General features: G+C 29.4%; 18 protein-coding genes and 2 tRNA genes. 10 read left to right on the top strand and 10 right to left on the bottom strand.

Annotated elements, in window-relative coordinates; translation table 11 throughout:
• Position 1: 1 nt before the first annotated feature.
• The 5 genes from BTO07_RS15145 to xrtF form a co-directional block, all read right to left on the bottom strand.
• Positions 2-409, bottom strand: coding sequence for a heavy-metal-associated domain-containing protein (locus tag BTO07_RS15145; protein WP_087522021.1), 408 nt, complete (start codon positions 407-409; stop codon positions 2-4).
• Between the two features lie 82 nt (positions 410-491).
• On the bottom strand, positions 492-2,735 hold the full coding sequence (locus tag BTO07_RS15140) for a TonB-dependent receptor (protein ID WP_087522020.1): 2,244 nt from the start codon (positions 2,733-2,735) through the stop codon (positions 492-494).
• A gap of 74 nt (positions 2,736-2,809) precedes the next feature.
• On the bottom strand, positions 2,810-3,211 hold the full coding sequence (locus tag BTO07_RS15135) for an HYC_CC_PP family protein (RefSeq protein ID WP_087522019.1): 402 nt from the start codon (positions 3,209-3,211) through the stop codon (positions 2,810-2,812).
• A gap of 44 nt (positions 3,212-3,255) precedes the next feature.
• Positions 3,256-3,687 carry an exosortase F system-associated membrane protein gene (locus BTO07_RS15130; protein ID WP_087522018.1) on the bottom strand — a complete coding sequence of 144 codons (432 nt, stop codon included), beginning with the start codon at positions 3,685-3,687 and terminating at the stop codon, positions 3,256-3,258.
• Entirely contained in the window at positions 3,684-4,220 is a 537-nt protein-coding gene (xrtF, locus tag BTO07_RS15125) for an exosortase family protein XrtF (RefSeq protein WP_087522674.1), read from the bottom strand. Before xrtF ends, BTO07_RS15130 begins: the two co-directional genes overlap by 4 nt.
• Positions 4,221-4,266: 46 nt before the next feature.
• Between xrtF and BTO07_RS15120 the strand changes: the two genes are divergently transcribed.
• The 8 genes from BTO07_RS15120 to rodA all read left to right on the top strand — a co-directional run bounded on the left by BTO07_RS15120 (position 4,267) and on the right by rodA (position 12,298).
• The gene (locus tag BTO07_RS15120; protein ID WP_087522017.1) at positions 4,267-4,722 is read left to right on the top strand and encodes a GAF domain-containing protein; all 456 of its coding nucleotides are present in this window, start codon (positions 4,267-4,269) and stop codon (positions 4,720-4,722) included.
• A gap of 87 nt (positions 4,723-4,809) precedes the next feature.
• Positions 4,810-4,938, top strand: coding sequence for a hypothetical protein (locus BTO07_RS17655; RefSeq protein ID WP_257789753.1), 129 nt, complete (start codon positions 4,810-4,812; stop codon positions 4,936-4,938).
• Positions 4,939-5,175: 237 nt separating this feature from the next.
• The gene (gene purH / locus BTO07_RS15115) at positions 5,176-6,702 is read left to right on the top strand and encodes a bifunctional phosphoribosylaminoimidazolecarboxamide formyltransferase/IMP cyclohydrolase (RefSeq protein WP_087522673.1); all 1,527 of its coding nucleotides are present in this window, start codon (positions 5,176-5,178) and stop codon (positions 6,700-6,702) included.
• A 78-nt stretch (positions 6,703-6,780) separates the two neighbouring features.
• The gene (locus BTO07_RS15110; RefSeq protein WP_087522016.1) at positions 6,781-7,809 is read left to right on the top strand and encodes a rod shape-determining protein; all 1,029 of its coding nucleotides are present in this window, start codon (positions 6,781-6,783) and stop codon (positions 7,807-7,809) included.
• A gap of 18 nt (positions 7,810-7,827) precedes the next feature.
• Positions 7,828-8,655 (top strand): rod shape-determining protein MreC, encoded by an 828-nt coding sequence (mreC, locus tag BTO07_RS15105; RefSeq protein WP_087522015.1) that lies wholly within the window; start codon positions 7,828-7,830, stop codon positions 8,653-8,655.
• Positions 8,648-9,151 carry a rod shape-determining protein MreD gene (gene mreD / locus BTO07_RS15100; RefSeq protein ID WP_087522014.1) on the top strand — a complete coding sequence of 168 codons (504 nt, stop codon included), beginning with the start codon at positions 8,648-8,650 and terminating at the stop codon, positions 9,149-9,151. The genes mreC and mreD overlap by 8 nt, the downstream gene beginning before the upstream one ends.
• Positions 9,151-11,037, top strand: coding sequence for a penicillin-binding protein 2 (gene mrdA, locus BTO07_RS15095; RefSeq protein ID WP_087522013.1), 1,887 nt, complete (start codon positions 9,151-9,153; stop codon positions 11,035-11,037). The genes mreD and mrdA overlap by 1 nt, the downstream gene beginning before the upstream one ends.
• Positions 11,018-12,298: a rod shape-determining protein RodA gene (gene rodA, locus BTO07_RS15090; protein ID WP_087522012.1), complete on the top strand. Its 1,281-nt coding sequence runs from the start codon at positions 11,018-11,020 to the stop codon at positions 12,296-12,298. The genes mrdA and rodA overlap by 20 nt, the downstream gene beginning before the upstream one ends.
• A 231-nt stretch (positions 12,299-12,529) precedes the next feature.
• Here the strand turns inward: rodA and rpsT (BTO07_RS15085) are convergent, their stop codons facing one another.
• The 5 genes from rpsT (BTO07_RS15085) to proS all read right to left on the bottom strand — a co-directional run bounded on the left by rpsT (BTO07_RS15085) (position 12,530) and on the right by proS (position 15,193).
• Complete coding sequence (rpsT, locus tag BTO07_RS15085) at positions 12,530-12,781, bottom strand: 30S ribosomal protein S20 (protein WP_087522011.1); 252 nt, start codon at positions 12,779-12,781, stop codon at positions 12,530-12,532.
• A 33-nt stretch (positions 12,782-12,814) separates the two neighbouring features.
• Positions 12,815-12,886 (bottom strand) — tRNA-Glu (locus tag BTO07_RS15080).
• Between the two features lie 374 nt (positions 12,887-13,260).
• Positions 13,261-13,512 carry a 30S ribosomal protein S20 gene (gene rpsT, locus BTO07_RS15075; protein WP_087522011.1) on the bottom strand — a complete coding sequence of 84 codons (252 nt, stop codon included), beginning with the start codon at positions 13,510-13,512 and terminating at the stop codon, positions 13,261-13,263.
• Positions 13,513-13,545: 33 nt separating this feature from the next.
• Positions 13,546-13,617: transfer RNA gene (locus BTO07_RS15070), tRNA-Glu, on the bottom strand.
• A gap of 97 nt (positions 13,618-13,714) precedes the next feature.
• Complete coding sequence (gene proS / locus BTO07_RS15065; protein ID WP_087522010.1) at positions 13,715-15,193, bottom strand: proline--tRNA ligase; 1,479 nt, start codon at positions 15,191-15,193, stop codon at positions 13,715-13,717.
• 158 nt (positions 15,194-15,351) lie between these two features.
• Here proS and BTO07_RS15060 point away from each other — a divergent pair, with 158 nt between their 5' ends.
• Positions 15,352-16,614, top strand: a complete 1,263-nt coding sequence (locus BTO07_RS15060; RefSeq protein WP_157663359.1) for a hypothetical protein — start codon at positions 15,352-15,354, stop codon at positions 16,612-16,614.
• Between the two features lie 34 nt (positions 16,615-16,648).
• Positions 16,649-18,043 (top strand): OmpP1/FadL family transporter, encoded by a 1,395-nt coding sequence (locus BTO07_RS15055; protein WP_087522008.1) that lies wholly within the window; start codon positions 16,649-16,651, stop codon positions 18,041-18,043.
• The last annotated feature ends 122 nt before the right edge of the window (positions 18,044-18,165 follow it).

Genomic DNA, 18,165 nt, shown 5'->3' with positions numbered 1-18,165 from the left:
ATTATTGTTTTTTCTGTTTTTTCAATCCTCCTTCATGATTTAAGATAATTTCCTCATCTCTATACTTACAACAAGGATGTACAGAGTTATAATCTTCTTCTGTTGCTGTTATTTTTTTTGCATCTAAACCAACTACATCATGACCAACTTTTAAAATATTTTTCTGTATCGTTAAAACATCCGTTTTACGCTCATCTAAAATTACGTTTAATTGATGAGATTGCACATTCCAAAGTGCAAACTTTACTCCTTTAGTTTTTAAAGCCGCTGTTTCTATTCGCTTTTTACACATTCCACAAATACCATCAACCTCAAAAGCAACCTTTGCGTTCTTTTTCTTTTTAATTTCTTGTGATTGAGTTGAGAATCCAACCAGAAACAAACTCAATATAAATACTATTTTTTTCATTTTTATTATTTTTTAGATTTCTGCCTTCACAGAAATGACAGATTATTTAATTATTATCTTTTACAAAATCCCACTGTGTGGGTTACTTTATTTTAAACCGTAAACCTGCATACATTGCTCTTCCAAAGATTGGCGAATACACAATTGTACTATCAAAATTTGAACCAAAAGGTTCATCACTTGCTAAAATAGGATTTTTCTGTTGAACATTTGTTAAATTCTCTGCTCCTATATATACTTCTAACTTCTCAGAAAACACTTTTGTAATTTGTAAATTCAACATTTGATAAGCTTCAGAATATTCTGATAATTGGTACTGAATAGGGTTTGATGCAGTATTTGGCAAACGCTGTTTACCTATACTATTAAAGGTTGTATCGAATTTCCATTGAGAACCGTTTTCCTTAGTAACTGTTTCATAAGAAAGGTTTGCAAAAAATCGCTCTTTAGGTTGAATCGGTTTTTGCAAGTTTCCACTTTTATAATCTGTAGAAATATCAAAATATTTATACGCAGTTCTTAAATTAAAATTTCTAGCTAGATTATAACTTAATTCAACTTGAAAACTGTTTGCAATACTTTTCCCATCTAAATCGTAAAAAGAGATTTCTTGTGGATTTTCCCAATCAACAATAACTTGGTTCTTGAAATCTGTTTGATAAAAATCAAAAGTAACATCACCTTTCTTATCAAAAAGATTGAATTTCTGCATATAAGAAACACCATAATTCCAAGCAATTTCAGCATTTAATCCATAAATATTACCACCAACATTATCAATTTTTATTTGTCTTGAACTCGCAAATAGTTGTTGATTTTCAGCAAAAATATTTGCACTTCTTTTCCCTCTTCCAAATGAAGCCCTAACAACACTATTCTCCCAAGGCACATATCTTAAGTGAAGACGAGGAGTCATAAAAGTTCCTAATAAATTATGTGTATCAACTCTAAGTCCGGCTGTAAAGCTAAAATCATCTAAATTATCGAAGCCGTATTCAAAGAAGGCTCCTAAAGAGTTTTCCTTTCTATCAAAATTATCTGTATTTACTAATTCATCAAATTTATCATATGTAAAACTAATTCCTGTTTTAAATTTGTTTCTAGTATCACCAATAATTGAATTGAATATTAAGTTAGAATACACACTTTCATGCACAATATCATACACATTTAACCCAAAATAAGAATCTTGTTGATGATTGCTGTATGCCATTTGAAAACCGATACTTTGAAAAGGCAATTCTGGAAAAACATATCCTAATTTTGCTGAAGTTTCAAAACGTTTTGTATCAATTTCACTTCCCCAAGCATTCGTTGTTCCTTTATCTAATTCAGGAATAAAATCTAGCTCTCCTGTTTGTTTTTCATCATTTAAAAAACGAACATTAATAAAACTAACCCAACCTTTTTCAGCATCAGTATATTGCCAACGATTCATTACATTAATTTGATTCGCTAATGGATTATCAAGAAAATTATCATTGTTTTTATCAAACTTTTCTCCTCTATAATTTCCATGAATATATAAACCTGTTTGCCATTTATCTGAAACTCTTTGATTAAAATGCGTATTTAACTCTAATCTTCCATTTAATGAAGAATATGCATTTAAGAAGAATTTATTATCAGAAAATGGTTTTACCAATTCAGCATTTATTTGACCAGAAATACTTTCGTAACCATTTACAACACTTCCTGCTCCTTTTGTAATCTGTATACTTTCTACCCAAGTCCCTGGTGTAAATGTTAGTCCGAAAACTTGTGAAGCGCCTCTTACAGAGGGAATATTCTCTTGAGAAATTAACAAGTATGGACTTGTTAAACCTAACATTTGTATTTGTTTGGTTCCTGTTAAAGCATCAGAAAAGCTAACATCTATCGATGGGTTTGTTTCAAAGCTTTCCGCCAAATTACAACAAGCAGCTTTTAATAATTCATCAGAATTAACAGTAAACATATTAGCTGTTGTTAAGTATGATTTATAGGTAGCTTTCTTTTTTGTTCTTACAACAACTTCATTCAATTCGCCTTCTTCTGTCAAAAAATGATGAAGTGGCTTTAAACTTGTTATTGAAATTGTATCTGTTTTATAGCCTAAATAACTAACGACTAGTTTTTTATATTCGGGTTTATAAGGAATTGTAAACCATCCTTTTTTGTTTGTAATTGCGCTAACATTTGTTTGTAACCAATGTACACTTACGCCTTCTACACCTAAATTATCTTTAGGATTATTTTTATCCATAATCATTCCCTTGAAAGTTGTTTGAGAGAATATTACAAACGGAATTAGTAGTAAAATACTACTTAATATATATTTTTTCATTGTTTTTGATTTTAATAATTATACATCTAAGCTTCTTTTAAAGAGAAACTTTTTTGGAGGTAATAATTATAAAATCAAATTAAAAAAGACTGGTAAAGAACCTGATAATCTAAAGGAATGTCAGGTGGAGAAGCATCTTTGTAAGTTGTTTTCTTTGATTCATTTTCTATAAATAAATCATTATAAGAAATATAAAAAGAAACTAGAAATTGTTGTTTCGAAAAATTAAATTCATCAGCAGAAGTTTGTTGTAATTCATCTTGACCTTCAATATGATGAACTTCATCTTTACAACAATTCTTCTTTTTAGAAGATACTTTCCCCATGTCCATTCCACAATCATCTGCATGTCCTATAAAGGAAACATCCATTAAAAAATCTCCACAAAAGTGTTTCTCTACTGTAAAAGAAAAAGTAGAAAAAAACACCAAAAGTACTAGTGAGAATGATGATATTTTAGAAAAAATTTGTTTCATTACAATTGCAAATTTACAACAAGTAAATCTAAAATATTGTTAAATTACCTATTACTCAATTTTTGATAATAAAAAGCAGGCAATAATAACAATAAAAATAAGGGATGAATGATAAATCGTCTTACATAAAAAGGCAATAAATAACCGCTTTCAAAATCATCTCTAAGTAGTAGCACAAAAACTACAATAAGAATCATAAATGCTAACATTAAAAAAAATCCAGAAAACTTTAAGTAATCTTTTCTTTCAAATAAAACCCAAATCAACCCTAATGATATTAACGAATTTAAAGTATATCTAAACAACATATCTATTGTCAAACGCCAGACATCAATATTATATATATATTTATATAAATAATCATTTTTAAAATACTCTAGTAATGGGTCGTAGAATAATTGAGACTCAAATGCTCTAACAACAAAAAGTAGCGAAAAAAGTATTAAAGCTAGTACTATTTTTATGTATTTATTCATCTTTTGTAATTAGAAAACTTATTAACCCATAAAACCCAAAGTAAAAAAACAGTACCATAAATGATTGCAGGAAAAACTAAATCATGTAAAATTCCAATCTGATTTGGAAATTTATTAATCATAACACTAAGAAATGCAATTCTTAAAACATTAACAACATAAATTAAAATACTACCAAAAACAGAAAACAGAAAAGTAGCCTTTATAGAGCCCGAAAAGGCAACAATAAAAGCCACGAATAAAATAATTAAACTTATAGAGTTACAGCCTTCAATAACCCTGGCAACATACTGACCTTCTATTATTAATTTAACAGACATTTCTTGATCATGCTGAACAGCTTCTACATTATAACCAAAAACATTAAGCACCTTTTCTGTTTGATTAGCAACAAGACTTGTTATTGATGAAGTTTGATAAACATCGTCTTTTTGTTGAGATTTTTGTAAATAACCATTATAAATTGCAACTAATACAAAATAGGTTATAAAAAACTTAACCAGAAAAATGATGATGTTTTTATGTTTTTTCACAATGATTTTTAATTTATTTTTGCAATTTATATAACGAATATACAAAATGAATATAGATATTTTACAACAGCAAATAGATAATATTATTTCATCAAATATAGCAAAAGATGAAAAACTTCAAACTATCTGTGATTATTTAGAGAAAGAAATCTCTTACTACGATTGGGTTGGTTTTTATTTTAAAAATGGAGATAAAGACGAATTAAAATTAGCTCAATACACCGGTGAAGAAACTGACCATGTTATAATACCTTTTGGTAAAGGTATTTGTGGACAAGTTGCTGTAAGTAATGAAAATTTTATAGTACAAGATGTATCTGAACAAGATAATTATATTTCTTGTGGATGGAAAGTGAAATCTGAAATTGTAATTCCTATTTTTGTAAACAACGAAAACATTGGTCAAATAGATATAGACTCCCATACAGCAAACACTTTTACAGAAAAAGATGAACAGCTTTTAGAATACATCTGTAAAAAGGTAGCAAACATTTTAGACTAAAAATAGTATTTCTACTTATTTTTAACTAAGTTTGTTACCTATTAAACACATTTATAATCATTCTATTAATCATTAATCCCCTAAATAATGAGAAAACAAGAAGACACTACATCCGTTGTATCAAACAACACCAATAACAATCTCTACAGAAGTAAACCTTCTTTTATAGACAAACTCATTATTTCGTTTAGAGATTTTATTGAAAACGCAGAATAACTTTTTATACCCCTAATTATGAAAAAACAATCTAACAGCATTTTGCTGAAAATGCTTCCATTTTTGCAAAAAAAGGAAGACAAAAGAACACCTAGAGATTACTCTACTTTAGTAGAACATTTTAAAACCAGAGTACAGATAGAATAGTTGTTAACTATTTGCTCGTATTGTTACTATCTTTTATTGTCTTACAAGATTGCTTTTATTAAATTTGCACGCTTAACAAGACAACACAAAATGAGCACTTCAAAAACAATTAAATCCGCATTAATTTCGGTATTTCACAAAGATGGTCTAGAACCAGTTGTGAAAAAATTAAATGAATTAAATGTAACTATCTATTCTACTGGAGGAACAGAGAAATTCATTAAAGACTTAGGAATAAATGTTATTCCTGTAGACGAGGTTACTTCTTATCCTTCTATTTTAGGAGGTAGGGTTAAAACGCTACACCCAAAAGTTTTTGGAGGAATTTTAAACAGACAAGACAACGAAAGCGATGTTGCTGAATTAGCGGAATTTAATATTCCTCAAATAGATTTAGTAATTGTAGATTTATATCCTTTCGAAAAAACAGTTGCTTCTGGAGCACCTGAACAAGATATTGTAGAGAAAATTGATATTGGAGGAATTTCTCTAATAAGAGCTGCTGCAAAGAATTTTAAAGACACATTTATTGTTTCTTCAATGGACCAATATGATAGTTTCTTAAATATTCTTTCAGAAAATAACGGTAAAACATCTATAGCTACAAGAAAGAAATTTGCTGCTAAGGCATTTAACATTTCTTCTCATTATGATACTGCTATTTTCAATTATTTTAATGAAGATGAAATAGTTTACAAAGCAAGCGAACAAAAATCTAACGTTTTACGTTATGGAGAAAACCCTCATCAAAAAGGATATTTCTTTGGAGATTTAGAAGCAATGTTTGATAAACTTCACGGTAAGGAATTAAGTTACAACAATTTACTTGATGTTGATGCTGCTGTTAATTTAATTCAAGAATTTAAAGGAGAAGCACCAACTTTTGCTATTTTAAAACATAACAATACTTGTGGTTTTGCTCAAAGAGACACAATTAGTCAAGCCTATACAGATGCTTTAGCTGGAGATCCAGTTTCTGCTTTTGGTGGCGTTTTAATTGCAAATACAGAAATAGACAAAGAAACTGCAGAAAAAATTCATACTTTATTTTGTGAAGTTGTAATCGCTCCTTCTTTATCTGATGATGCTTTAGCTATTTTAAAAGGAAAGAAAAATAGAATTATTTTAATTCAAAAAGATGCTGAGTTACCAACAACAACTATAAGAACTTGTTTAAATGGTTCTTTAGTTCAGGATAAAGATAGTATTACAGATAAATTAAGTGATTTAAAGTACGTTACTAACAATAAACCAACTCAAAGCGAGTTAGATGATTTACTGTTTGCTTCTAAATTATGTAAAAACACAAAATCTAATACTATAATTCTTGTAAAAAATAAGCAATTATTAGCAGGTGGAACAGGACAAACAAGTAGAGTTGATGCTTTAAACCAAGCAATAGAAAAAGCACAATCTTTTAAATTCGATTTAAATGGATGTGTAATGGCAAGTGATGCTTTTTTCCCTTTTCCTGATTGTGTCGAAATTGCAGATAATGCAGGTATAAAAAGTGTTATTCAACCTGGAGGATCTATTAAAGATCAATTAAGTATCGATTACTGTAATGACCATAATATATCTATGGTAATGACAGGAACGAGACATTTTAAACATTAATATTTAATATGTAATTTACATTCAGAAATTTAGTAAGTTTGTAATAATACATCAAGAATAAAACAACAAATATATTTTATGGGTTTTTTCGATTTTATGACGGAAGATATTGCGATTGATTTAGGGACCGCAAACACATTAATAATTCACAACGGAAAAGTGGTTATTGATAGTCCTTCTATAGTTGCAAGAAACAGAATTACTGGAGAAATTATTGCAATTGGTAAAGAAGCCAATTTAATGCAAGGAAAAACCCATGAAAATATTAAAACAATTCGTCCTTTAAAAGATGGAGTTATAGCTGATTTTGAAGCATCAGAACAAATGATTAAAGAATTTGTAAAGCAAATTCCTTCAATCAAAAAGAAATTATTTCCACCTGCATTAAGAATGGTTATTTGTATTCCTTCTGGAATTACAGAGGTAGAAAAACGAGCTGTTCGTGATTCTGCAAAACACATGAATGCTAAAGAAATATATTTAATTTATGAACCTATGGCTGCTGCAATTGGTGTTGGTATCGACATTATGGAGCCAAAAGGAAATATGATTATTGATATTGGTGGTGGTACAACAGAAATTGCTGTTATTGCTTTAGGTGGTATTGTTTGTGATCAATCTGTAAAAGTTGCAGGAGACTTATTTACAAACGACATTATGTACTATATGCGTACGCAACACAATTTACATGTTGGAGAAACGACTGCTGAAAAAATAAAAATTACAATTGGTGCTGCTACTGAAGATTTAGAAACACCACCAGATGAAATGCTTGTTCAAGGACGAGATTTATTAAGTGGTAAGCCAAAACAAGTGCAAGTTTCTTATAGAGAAATTGCAAAAGCATTAGATAAATCTATTTTAAGAATTGAAGATGCGGTTATGGAAACACTTTCTAAAACTCCACCTGAATTAGCTGCTGATATTTACAATACTGGTATTTATTTAGCAGGAGGTGGTTCTATGTTAAGAGGTTTAGACAAGCGTTTATCAAGAAAAACAGACTTACCTGTTTATATTGCAGAAGATCCTTTAAGAGCTGTAGTTCGTGGAACAGGAATTGCTTTAAAAGAATTAAAAAAATACAAAAATGTTTTAATGAAATAGTAGTTTTAAGTTCTAACAATGCAGCAGATTATCTATTTTTTTCAGAAGTTTAAATATTTTCTGTTTTTCCTTTTGTTAGAGCTCATTGCGCTGACATTCATTTTCAATAACCTTAACTTTCATAAAAGCAAATTTGTAAACTCTGCAAATAGTATTACTGGAGGTTTATATACAACGCTTTCTAATTCTACGGAATATTTAAATTTAAGTTCTGAAAACAAGATTTTATCAGAAGAAAACACGCGTCTAAAAAACCAATTAGAGAAAAACATTTCTACAAGTTTAATAATTGACTCAACTGTTGTGGATTCTATTAAATATAAACAGAAATATACATATACAAACGCAAAAATCATCAACAATAATTACTCTAAACAATTTAATTTCTTAACTATTAATAAAGGTAAAAACCAGAAATTAGATAAAGAAATGGCTGTTATAAATAGTAAAGGTATTATTGGTATTACAGAAAACACATCAAACAACTACACAAGAGTTCAATCTATTTTAAGTAAGAATAGTAGTATTAATGCGCGTATTAAAGGAAATACTTTTTACGGAACATTAAAATGGGACGGAATTGATTACAACACTGTTCAATTACACGATATTCCAAGACAAGCTCCTATAAAAATTGGAGACACTATTGAAACCGGAGGAAAATCAACTATTTTTCCTGAAGGAATTCTGATTGGAACTATATTAAAAATAAACATAGGAAATACAGCAGACAATAAAGTTGATGTACTTCTTTTTAATGACATGAGTAATCTTGGATACGTTTATGTCGTTAAAAATTTAGATAAAGAAGAAATACAGACATTAGAAAACTCAAGCAATGAATAAAAGCATAAATCAAATTTTATTTTTTGTTTTCTTGCTTTTACTGCAAGTTTTGGTTCTTAATAATATTAACTTTTTTGGTTATATTAACCCATATCTTTATATCGCATTTGTCTTTTTATATCCTTTAAAAGAAAATAGATTTTCTTTTCTATTTTTCAGTTTTATACTTGGTCTTCTCGTTGATTTCTTCTCAGATTCAGGAGGAATTCACGCATTCTCAACGTTATTCATTGCTTATATTAGACTATTTTTCATAAAAATTTACTTTAGAAAACTACCTGTAGATTATCCTTTTTTCAACTTAAAATCAGAATCTTTTGGTAAAGTTTTTAACTATATCGTAACTTTAACAATAATTCATCATCTTATTTATTTTTCTTTTGCTAATTTTAGTTTTCTAAATTTATCAATGGTTTTTTTAAATACTTTATATGCTAGTATTTTTACATTGATTTTATTTTTTACAGGAAATTATATTTTTACTAAAAGCGAATAATGCAAAGAAGTTTTTTACTCTATTTTTTAATTACCATTGTTGGTTTTATCTTTATTGGAAGACTATTTCAGCTTCAAATAATTAGAGGCTCTAATTATGACCCAATACACAATTCTGCGGTAAAAATTGAATATGATTACCCAGAAAGAGGATATGTTTATGACAGAAACGGAAAACTTTTGGTTGCAAACCAGCTTTCTTATGATGTTATGGTACAACCAAATCAAGTAAAGCCTTTAGATACTATAGAATTTTGTAATCTATTAAAAATTGATAAAGAAAGTTTCTTAAAAAGATTTCAAAAAGCAGAAAGATATGCTTCTTACCTGCCCTCTGTATTTTTAAAACAATTAGCCAAAGAAGATTTTGCTTTTCTTCAAGAAAAACTTCACAAATACACTGGATTTTTTATTCAAAAGAGAATTATAAGAGAGTACCCAATAAATGCAGCTGCAAATGTTCTTGGTTATATTGGTGAGGTAAATGAAAGTTTAGCTAAAAAGAACAATTATTATCAAGCAGGAGAATTAATTGGTAAAGATGGTATTGAAAGAGAGTATGAAAATTACTTGAGAGGAAGTAAAGGAAAAAAACATTTACAGAGAAACAATCTTAATAAAGTAACAGGATCTTTTTCCAATGGAAAATATGATACATTACCTAAAAACGGGAAAGATCTTACCTTAACTTTAGATATAGATTTACAGCTCTTTGCTCAGAAATTAATGGCTGGTAAAAGAGGTGGAATTGTAGCAATAGAACCTTCATCAGGAGAAATACTCGCCCTTGTAACTGCTCCTTCTTACGACCCTAACATGTTAGTTGGAAGAAAACGATCTAAAAACTCTACCCTACTATTTAATGACACCATAAGTAAACCTTCTTATGACAGAGGTTTATTAGCAGCTTACGCACCAGGTTCTCCTTTTAAAATGATGAATGCCTTAATAGGGCTTCAAGAAAAAATTATTAATGAGCAAACATCTTTTAAATGTTACCACGGTTTTAAATATGGTAAAAGAGCAAACGAATTTATGGGTTGTCATTGTGGAATTGTTGGAAGACCTATTAAGTTAAAAACTGCTATTGCAAAATCTTGTAACAGTTACTTTTCTAATACCTATAAAAGGATTGTAGAAAAAGACAACAATCCTTCTGAAGGGATAGATAATTGGCATAAACACGTTTCTAGTTTTGGATTAGGTGATTATTTAGGCTATGATTTACCTGCAGGACAAAAAGGTTTAATTCCAAATGGAAAGTATTATGATAGCCGTTATAAATATTCTTGGAATGGATCTACAACAATATCCAATGCAATTGGTCAAGGAGAAATCTTAACTACTCCAATTCAATTAGCAAATTTTACAGCTGCAATAGCAAATAGAGGTTATTTTTATACACCACATATTTTAAAACAAGTTGATAAAAAATCTATTGACAACCCAAAATTCACGATAGCAAAACAAACTACTATTGATAAAAAACATTTTTCTCCTGTTGTTGAAGCAATGCACGAAGTTTTTAAAACAGGAACAGGGAAATGGAGTCAAGTAAAAGGAATTGAAATTTGTGGTAAAACAGGTACTGCAGAAAATTTTATAAGAATTGATGGTCAGAAAATTCAACTTCCAGATCATTCAATTTTAGTTGCATTTGCTCCAAAAGAAAATCCGAAAATTGCTTTGGCTATTTTTGTTGAAAACGGTGGTTATGGATCTACCATTGCGGCTCCAATTACTAGTTTACTTATTGAAAAATATTTGACAGGTGAAATCTCTAAAGCAAATAAATATAGAGAACAAAACATGTTAAACTTAAGTTTACAAGATATTTACGATAAGTTAAACCAAAAGCCTAAAGAAATTGCGTCAGGAACGAAATAACATTTTTGCAAACATAGATTGGATTCTTGTTTTTCTATTCATTACACTTGTTGGTTTTGGATGGATGAATATTTATGCCGCATCAAAAACGGAAGAGAATCATCAAATATTAGACTTTTCTACTAAATATGGAAAACAAATTATTTGGATTGTTTTAAGTATTCCGTTAATAGTTATTATCCTCTTTTTTAACTCCAAATTTTACGAGCAGTTTGCAAGTATTTTTTATATCATCTCATTATTTGCATTAATACTATTGTTTCCTCTTGGAAAGGAAATAAATGGAGCAAAATCATGGTTTAATTTTGGAGCTATGAGCTTACAACCTTCCGAGTTTGTGAAAGCTTTTACAGCCTTAGCAGTAGCCAAACTTTTAAGTGATAGACAATACAATTTAAAGTTGGTAAAAAACCAGGTAAAAGCTTTTATCATTATTTTTACTCCAGCTCTTTTAATAACACTTCAACCAGATGCAGGTTCTGCATTAATTTACTTAGCATTCTTTTTTGTTTTAAATAGAGAAGGATTAACGTTGAATTATATTATTTTTGGGTCCTTATTGATCCTTCTTTTCATTTTAACTATTTTCTTTGGATACTTTCCAATCCTAGTAACCTTATTAATCTTAATTACTATTGCCACTATTTATGCAACTTACAGAGGTGGTAAAAGGTTTATTCGTTTTAATTGGTATAAAGTTTTAACAATATATATAGTTACTACACTTTTTATCTTTGGAACAAATATTACTTATAATAATATTTTTAAACAACATCACAGAGATCGTTTTGAGGTGCTATTAGGACTAAAAACCGACACAAAGAATATAGGTTACAATTCTCATCAATCTGAATTAACAATTAGTTCTGGAAGTTGGACAGGTAAAGGTTTTTTAAAAGGAGATATTACCAAAGGAGATTTTGTACCTGAACAACACACAGATTATATATTTAGTACTGTTGGTGAAGAATGGGGCTTTTTAGGTAGTAGTTTTGTTATTATAATTTTCATGCTAATGCTATATAGAATTATTTATCTCTCAGAAACACATTCTAATAAGTTTGGACGAATATATGGCTATAGTGTAGCCTCTATCCTCTTTTTTCACATTATCGTTAATATAGGTATGGTTATCGGTTTATTGCCAACTGTTGGAATACCGTTACCGTTTTTCAGTTATGGAGGATCCTCTCTTTGGGGATTCACGGTCTTACTATTTATCTTTATAAGACTAGATGCTCATAAAAATTATGATTGGTAAATTCAACCAATATCTTCTACCCATATTTTAGACTTCTTTTAGACTTCTTTTAGCCTAGAAATTGTTTTAAAAATACATTATTAGAAAAAGGCACCAAGTCGTATATAAAACCCTTAATATATCCTCATAATAAACATTCTCTGGTCAGTCAAAGAGAAATTTAAATTAAGAGCAAAAAAAAACTCTGAATATAAATATTCAGAGTTTTTAAATTTCTTAAGAATTAAAATCTTACAATGCAGCAACGTGCTTTGTTAATTTAGATTTTAAATTAGCAGCTTTATTTTTATGGATAATATTAGTCTTAGCTAATTTATCTAACATAGAAATTACTTTAACTAATTTTCCTTCTGCTTCTTTTTTATCTTCTGCAGAACGTAAATCTCTTACAGCATTACGAGTAGTTTTATGCTGATATTTGTTACGTAACCTTTTAGCTTCGTTACTTCTAATTCTCTTTAATGCTGACTTGTGATTTGCCATAATTTCTTAATTCGTTTTGTTTATTAAAACTTGTAGTCCGTACGGGAATCGAACCCGTGTTACATGGATGAAAACCATGCGTCCTAACCCCTAGACGAACGGACCATAACAATTAAAATACATCTCAATTGCGGGTGCAAATATACAATGTTTTTTAACATCTGCAAACAATCATTTTAAAACATATCATTTTTTTGAAAATAGTTGATTTAGCATCACAAATATTTATAAAAAACCACCTTAAAGCACATTAATATTAGACTTATAATTGAAATCAACCTTACTACAGTATAAATTTAATTTTAGATATGAGGAATTCTATTCTTTTAAAACAATTATTAGAGTATTTATCAATTTATAACTGATGAATAGTATAAAATAAACCAGAATATAAATATTAAGAATAAGTTTAAAAAAGAAACAAAAAAAACTCTGAATATAGATATTCAGAGTTTTTGAATTTTTTAAGAATTAAAATCTTACAATGCAGCAACGTGCTTTGTTAATTTAGATTTTAAATTAGCAGCTTTATTTTTATGGATAATATTAGTCTTAGCTAATTTATCTAACATAGAAATTACTTTAACTAATTTTCCTTCTGCTTCTTTTTTATCTTCTGCAGAACGTAAATCTCTTACAGCATTACGAGTAGTTTTATGCTGATATTTGTTACGTAACCTTTTAGCTTCGTTACTTCTAATTCTCTTTAATGCTGACTTGTGATTTGCCATAATTTCTTAATTCGTTTTGTTTATTAAAACTTGTAGTCCGTACGGGAATCGAACCCGTGTTACATGGATGAAAACCATGCGTCCTAACCCCTAGACGAACGGACCATAACAATTAAAATATACCTCAATTGCGGGTGCAAATATACAACGTTTTTTAACTCCCGCAACAATTTTATAAAAAAATGTTATTTTTTTTTCAAAATTAATATGCCTTTGCAAAAAGCACTCTTTTACTTGATGGGTTACCCGTTAAAACACAGACTCCTAACTCTTCTTCTGCATCATTAGGAATACATCTAATAGTTGCCTTTGTATATTCTTTTATTCTGTCTTCTGTTTCTTCTGTACCATCCCAATGCGCAGAAACAAAACCACCTTTACTCTTTATTGCTTTTTTAAACTCTTTAAAATCATCTACAACTGTTGTATGCTCTTTTCTAAAGTCAATTGCCTTTTTAAATAAATTATCTTGTATTTCTTCTAAAAGATTTTCGATAAATGAAACAGCATCATCTTGTGCAACAGTTTGCTTTTCTAGAGTATCTCTTCTTGCTATTTCTAAAGTTCCGTTTTCTAAATCTCTATTTCCAATTGCAACTCTAACAGGAACACCTTTTAATTCGTATTCTGCAAACTTAGCTCCTGGTCTATATGTGTCTCTAGTATCAAATTTAACAGAAATACCTTTTTTTCTTAATTCCTTTACAAATACATTCATTTTTTCTGAAATAGCATCTAATTGCTCGTCACCTTTATAAATAGGCACAATTACAACCTGAATAGGCGCTAATTTAGGAGGTAATACCAAACCTAAATCATCAGAATGTGTCATAATTAAACCACCAATTAAACGAGTAGAAACTCCCCAAGAAGTTGCCCAAACATATTCTTTTTTTCCTTCTTTTGAAGTAAACTTCACATCAAAAGCTTTTGCAAAATTTTGACCTAAAAAATGACTTGTTCCTGCTTGTAATGCTTTTCCATCTTGCATTAAAGCTTCAATAGTATAGGTATCTTCTGCTCCTGCAAAACGTTCGCTATCAGATTTTATTCCTTTAACTACTGGCATTGCCATAAAATTTTCAGCAAACTCTGCATACACATCTTGCATTTGTCTTGCTTCTGTTACAGCTTCTGTTTTTGTTGCGTGTGCAGTATGTCCTTCTTGCCATAAAAATTCTGCTGTACGTAAGAATAAACGCGTACGCATTTCCCAACGAACAACATTTGCCCATTGATTTATTAATAAAGGTAAATCTCTATAAGATTGCACCCAACCTTTATAAGTATTCCAAATAATTGCTTCAGAAGTCGGTCTTACAACTAACTCCTCCTCTAACTTTGCTTCTGGATCTACTCTTAACTTACCTGGATTATCAGGGTCATTTTGTAAACGATAATGTGTAACAACAGCACATTCTTTAGCAAAACCTTCTGCATTTTTCTCCTCTGCTTCAAACAAGCTTTTAGGAACAAAAAGAGGAAAATAAGCATTCTCATGCCCTGTCTCTTTAAACATTCTATCTAGTTCTGCTTGCATTTTCTCCCAAATAGCATAACCATAAGGCTTTATAACCATACAACCTCGAACAGCAGAGTTCTCAGCTAAATCAGCTTTTACTACTAATTCGTTATACCATTTAGAATAATCGTCGGCTCTTTTTGTTAAATGTTTGCTCATAATCAAAAGTTTGGCACAAATATTGTTACCTTTAAAGTGAAAGTTTTGTTAAAAATTTTAGTATCTATTTTACAAAAACGATACAAAATTACTATAATTTAAAGAGTTTTTAGCAAGATTTAATCATTAAAATAAGTATTCATCTAAATATATTCATTATGAAACTACGATATAAAAATTTCAAATTAAACCAACTATTATTTTTACTTACAATTATTCTAGTTTTGGTTTCTTGTGGGACTTATCAAAACGCATCATATGACGATGGTATTTATGATGACGAAACAACTGTTAAAGAAAATAAAAGAGTAATAGTTGTTGATGAAAAAGAGTACCAAGAATACGAAGAAAATTATTTTTTAAAAAAATACGATAGCTTAAATAACATAAACAATAATGATGTTTTTACAAACGTAGATGATTACAATACTGTAGATACTATTTATATTGACGAAGAAGTTATTGATGAAAATTTAAATTACAATCCAAACCAACCTTGGGGACAAGGTGAAAACAATGATGTAGTAGTTAATATAAATTTAATTAGCAATCCTTATTGGAATGGTAATTACGGATATGGTTATTACGACACTTGGGGCTACAGAAACTGGAGCAATAGAGGCTATTATGGATGGAATTATAATCCTTACTGGCACCCTTATCATAATTACTATGCATGGAACGTAGGCTTTTACAACCCTTATTATTACCAATCAGGTTATTATGGTTACGCAAACCCTTATAGAAACTATAACAACAGATACAATAATCGTTATTATAGAAATAGTAATTACGGAAGAAGAACTACAAGTAATAGCATCTACAACAGAAGAAGTAATAAAGCTAATTCTAGCAGTAGAAGGTCTAGTACATCTACAAAAAGAAAACCAACAACTACTTCTAGAAGAAGCAGTAATACAACAACATCTCCTAGAAGAGGTTCAACGAGAGGTAGCTCAACTACAACAAGGAGAAGCTCTACACCCACAAGAAGTGGTTCTTCTACAAAAAGAAGTTCTGGAAGCAGAAGAAATATTGCTGATGTAAATAACAATACAAACACAAGAAACAAAAGACAAGTTGTAGTTGTTAGAAGATCATCTACCGCTTCTTCTACAACAAGAAGATCGAATACAGCTACCAACAGAAATTCTAATAATTCTACAAGAAGAACATCAAGTTCTACAGCGTCTAGAAATAGTTCTTCAACAAGAAATTCATCTACAAATTCATCAACAAGAAGAAGCAGTAGTAACAGCAAACCTTCAACAAGAAGCTCTTCTTCTACAAGATCATCTTCTACAAGAAGTTCTCCTCGTAGAAGCAGCTCTAGAAGTTCATCTACAAGAAGTAGTTATAACAGAAGTAGCTCTAGTAGCTCATCTTCAAGGAGTTCATCTTCATCAAGAAAAAGAGGATAAGATAACTTAAATAAAAAATTATATAAATATTATTATGAAAAATTTTATAACAATAGCGTTATTTTTCGCAGCAACAATCACGTCTTATTCTCAGTCTTTAGGATATCAAGATTTAGGAATTTTGTTTTCACAAAATGATGAAAATGGTTCTGCACGATTTACAGCTATGAGTGGTGCATTTGGAGCATTAGGAGGAGATGTTTCTTCAATGAGTATAAATCCTGCAGGTATTGCTGTATTTAAAAATAGTTATTTTACAGGAACAATTAACTCTAGAAACACTGATATAATTTCTAATTATTATGGAAAATCATTATCTACACAAGATAACTTCTTCAACCTTTCTCATGCAGGTGCTGTTTTAGTTTTTGACAGCGCATACAATTCTGAATGGAGTAAATTTGCAATTGGTTTTAACTATAGAATTACAAAAGATTTTACAGATAGTTTTATAGCACAAGGAAATAGTGGTGTTGCTACTTTTACAGAATTCCCTTTAGACAACAACTCTCCTGCTTTAAATTATAATTTAGCCGATGAGCAACGTTTTTCTAATAACTATAAAGGTGAAATTTCTGAATTAAACATTGCCTTTTCATCTGTTCACCAAAACAAACTATATATAGGTTTAGGATTAAATTTTTATGATTTAGACTTTAGTCAACAATCACTATTAACAGAATTTAATAGTGATGCAAATAATAATGAATTAGATGCTTTTTATTATCAAGAGAACTTTACCACAGGAACTGGTTTTTCCGCTAACGCAGGATTTATTTACAAAGCACATCCTAATTTTAGATTTGGTCTTGCTTACCAAACTCCAACTTGGTATTCAGAAATAATTGAATCTACAAATATTTTAGATAATGATGGCTTTTATGGAGATACAGAAATTGTAGTTAGTAATGACAATAAAACATACTCTAATAATGTTGATGATTTTGGAAACGAATATTATCCTTCACAAGAACTATTATACAAATTAAAAACACCAAGCAAATTTACAGCAAGTGCCGCTTTTATTTTTGGTAAAAATGGGTTATTGAGTTTAGATTACATCAATAAAAATTATCAAAACATCAAATTTTCAAACAATAATTTCATCGAAGAAAATCAATTTTTTCAAAATGAATTAAGAAACACACACTCATTTAATGTTGGTACAGAATGGCGTTTTGATAGATTTAGTATTAGAGGAGGATATAAATTTGAGCAAAACCCCGATAGATTAGCTAAAGATTCAAATAATTTAAAAGGACATTCTTTAGGAGCTGGATATAACTTTGGTAGCTTTAAATTAGACTTTTCTTACAGCAACAATAATAAATCAAGCTTATACAACTTCTACCCTGGCTTTAATGTAAACCCAGCAGAGTTAGATATAGACAACAGAACAATTACAGCTTCAATTACATTAAACCTGTAACTTTTAAAAGTTAAAAATTGAATTCCGCTTAAACAGATAAACGCTGTCTTTAAGCGGAATTCAATTTTTAACATATCAAAAACAATTCTGTTTCCCTTTTTTGCCTTAATTTTGCAATTCAA

This window comes from Polaribacter sp. SA4-12, from assembly GCF_002163675.1.
In the GTDB taxonomy this organism is placed as follows: Bacteria; Bacteroidota; Bacteroidia; order Flavobacteriales; family Flavobacteriaceae; genus Polaribacter.
Note: the sequence above shows the minus strand (reverse complement) of the source record. Positions and strands in the feature narration are given on the sequence as shown.

Excerpts from the sequence above, each read along its gene's own strand:
- BTO07_RS15135 (WP_087522019.1), bottom strand. The coding sequence starts at position 3,211 with ATGAAACAAATTTTTTCTAAAATATCATCATTCTCACTAGTACTTTTG.
- BTO07_RS15130 (WP_087522018.1), bottom strand. The coding sequence starts at position 3,687 with ATGAATAAATACATAAAAATAGTACTAGCTTTAATACTTTTTTCGCTA.
- BTO07_RS15055 (WP_087522008.1), top strand. The coding sequence starts at position 16,649 with ATGAAAAATTTTATAACAATAGCGTTATTTTTCGCAGCAACAATCACG.
- proS (WP_087522010.1), bottom strand. The coding sequence starts at position 15,193 with ATGAGCAAACATTTAACAAAAAGAGCCGACGATTATTCTAAATGGTAT.
- BTO07_RS17655 (WP_257789753.1), top strand. The coding sequence starts at position 4,810 with ATGAGAAAACAAGAAGACACTACATCCGTTGTATCAAACAACACCAAT.
- BTO07_RS15060 (WP_157663359.1), top strand. The coding sequence starts at position 15,352 with ATGAAACTACGATATAAAAATTTCAAATTAAACCAACTATTATTTTTA.
- mreC (WP_087522015.1), top strand. The coding sequence starts at position 7,828 with ATGCAGCAGATTATCTATTTTTTTCAGAAGTTTAAATATTTTCTGTTT.
- rpsT (WP_087522011.1), bottom strand. The coding sequence starts at position 12,781 with ATGGCAAATCACAAGTCAGCATTAAAGAGAATTAGAAGTAACGAAGCT.
- mreD (WP_087522014.1), top strand. The coding sequence starts at position 8,648 with ATGAATAAAAGCATAAATCAAATTTTATTTTTTGTTTTCTTGCTTTTA.
- BTO07_RS15120 (WP_087522017.1), top strand. The coding sequence starts at position 4,267 with ATGAATATAGATATTTTACAACAGCAAATAGATAATATTATTTCATCA.
- BTO07_RS15140 (WP_087522020.1), bottom strand. The coding sequence starts at position 2,735 with ATGAAAAAATATATATTAAGTAGTATTTTACTACTAATTCCGTTTGTA.
- BTO07_RS15145 (WP_087522021.1), bottom strand. The coding sequence starts at position 409 with ATGAAAAAAATAGTATTTATATTGAGTTTGTTTCTGGTTGGATTCTCA.
- mrdA (WP_087522013.1), top strand. The coding sequence starts at position 9,151 with ATGCAAAGAAGTTTTTTACTCTATTTTTTAATTACCATTGTTGGTTTT.
- rpsT (WP_087522011.1), bottom strand. The coding sequence starts at position 13,512 with ATGGCAAATCACAAGTCAGCATTAAAGAGAATTAGAAGTAACGAAGCT.
- BTO07_RS15110 (WP_087522016.1), top strand. The coding sequence starts at position 6,781 with ATGGGTTTTTTCGATTTTATGACGGAAGATATTGCGATTGATTTAGGG.
- purH (WP_087522673.1), top strand. The coding sequence starts at position 5,176 with ATGAGCACTTCAAAAACAATTAAATCCGCATTAATTTCGGTATTTCAC.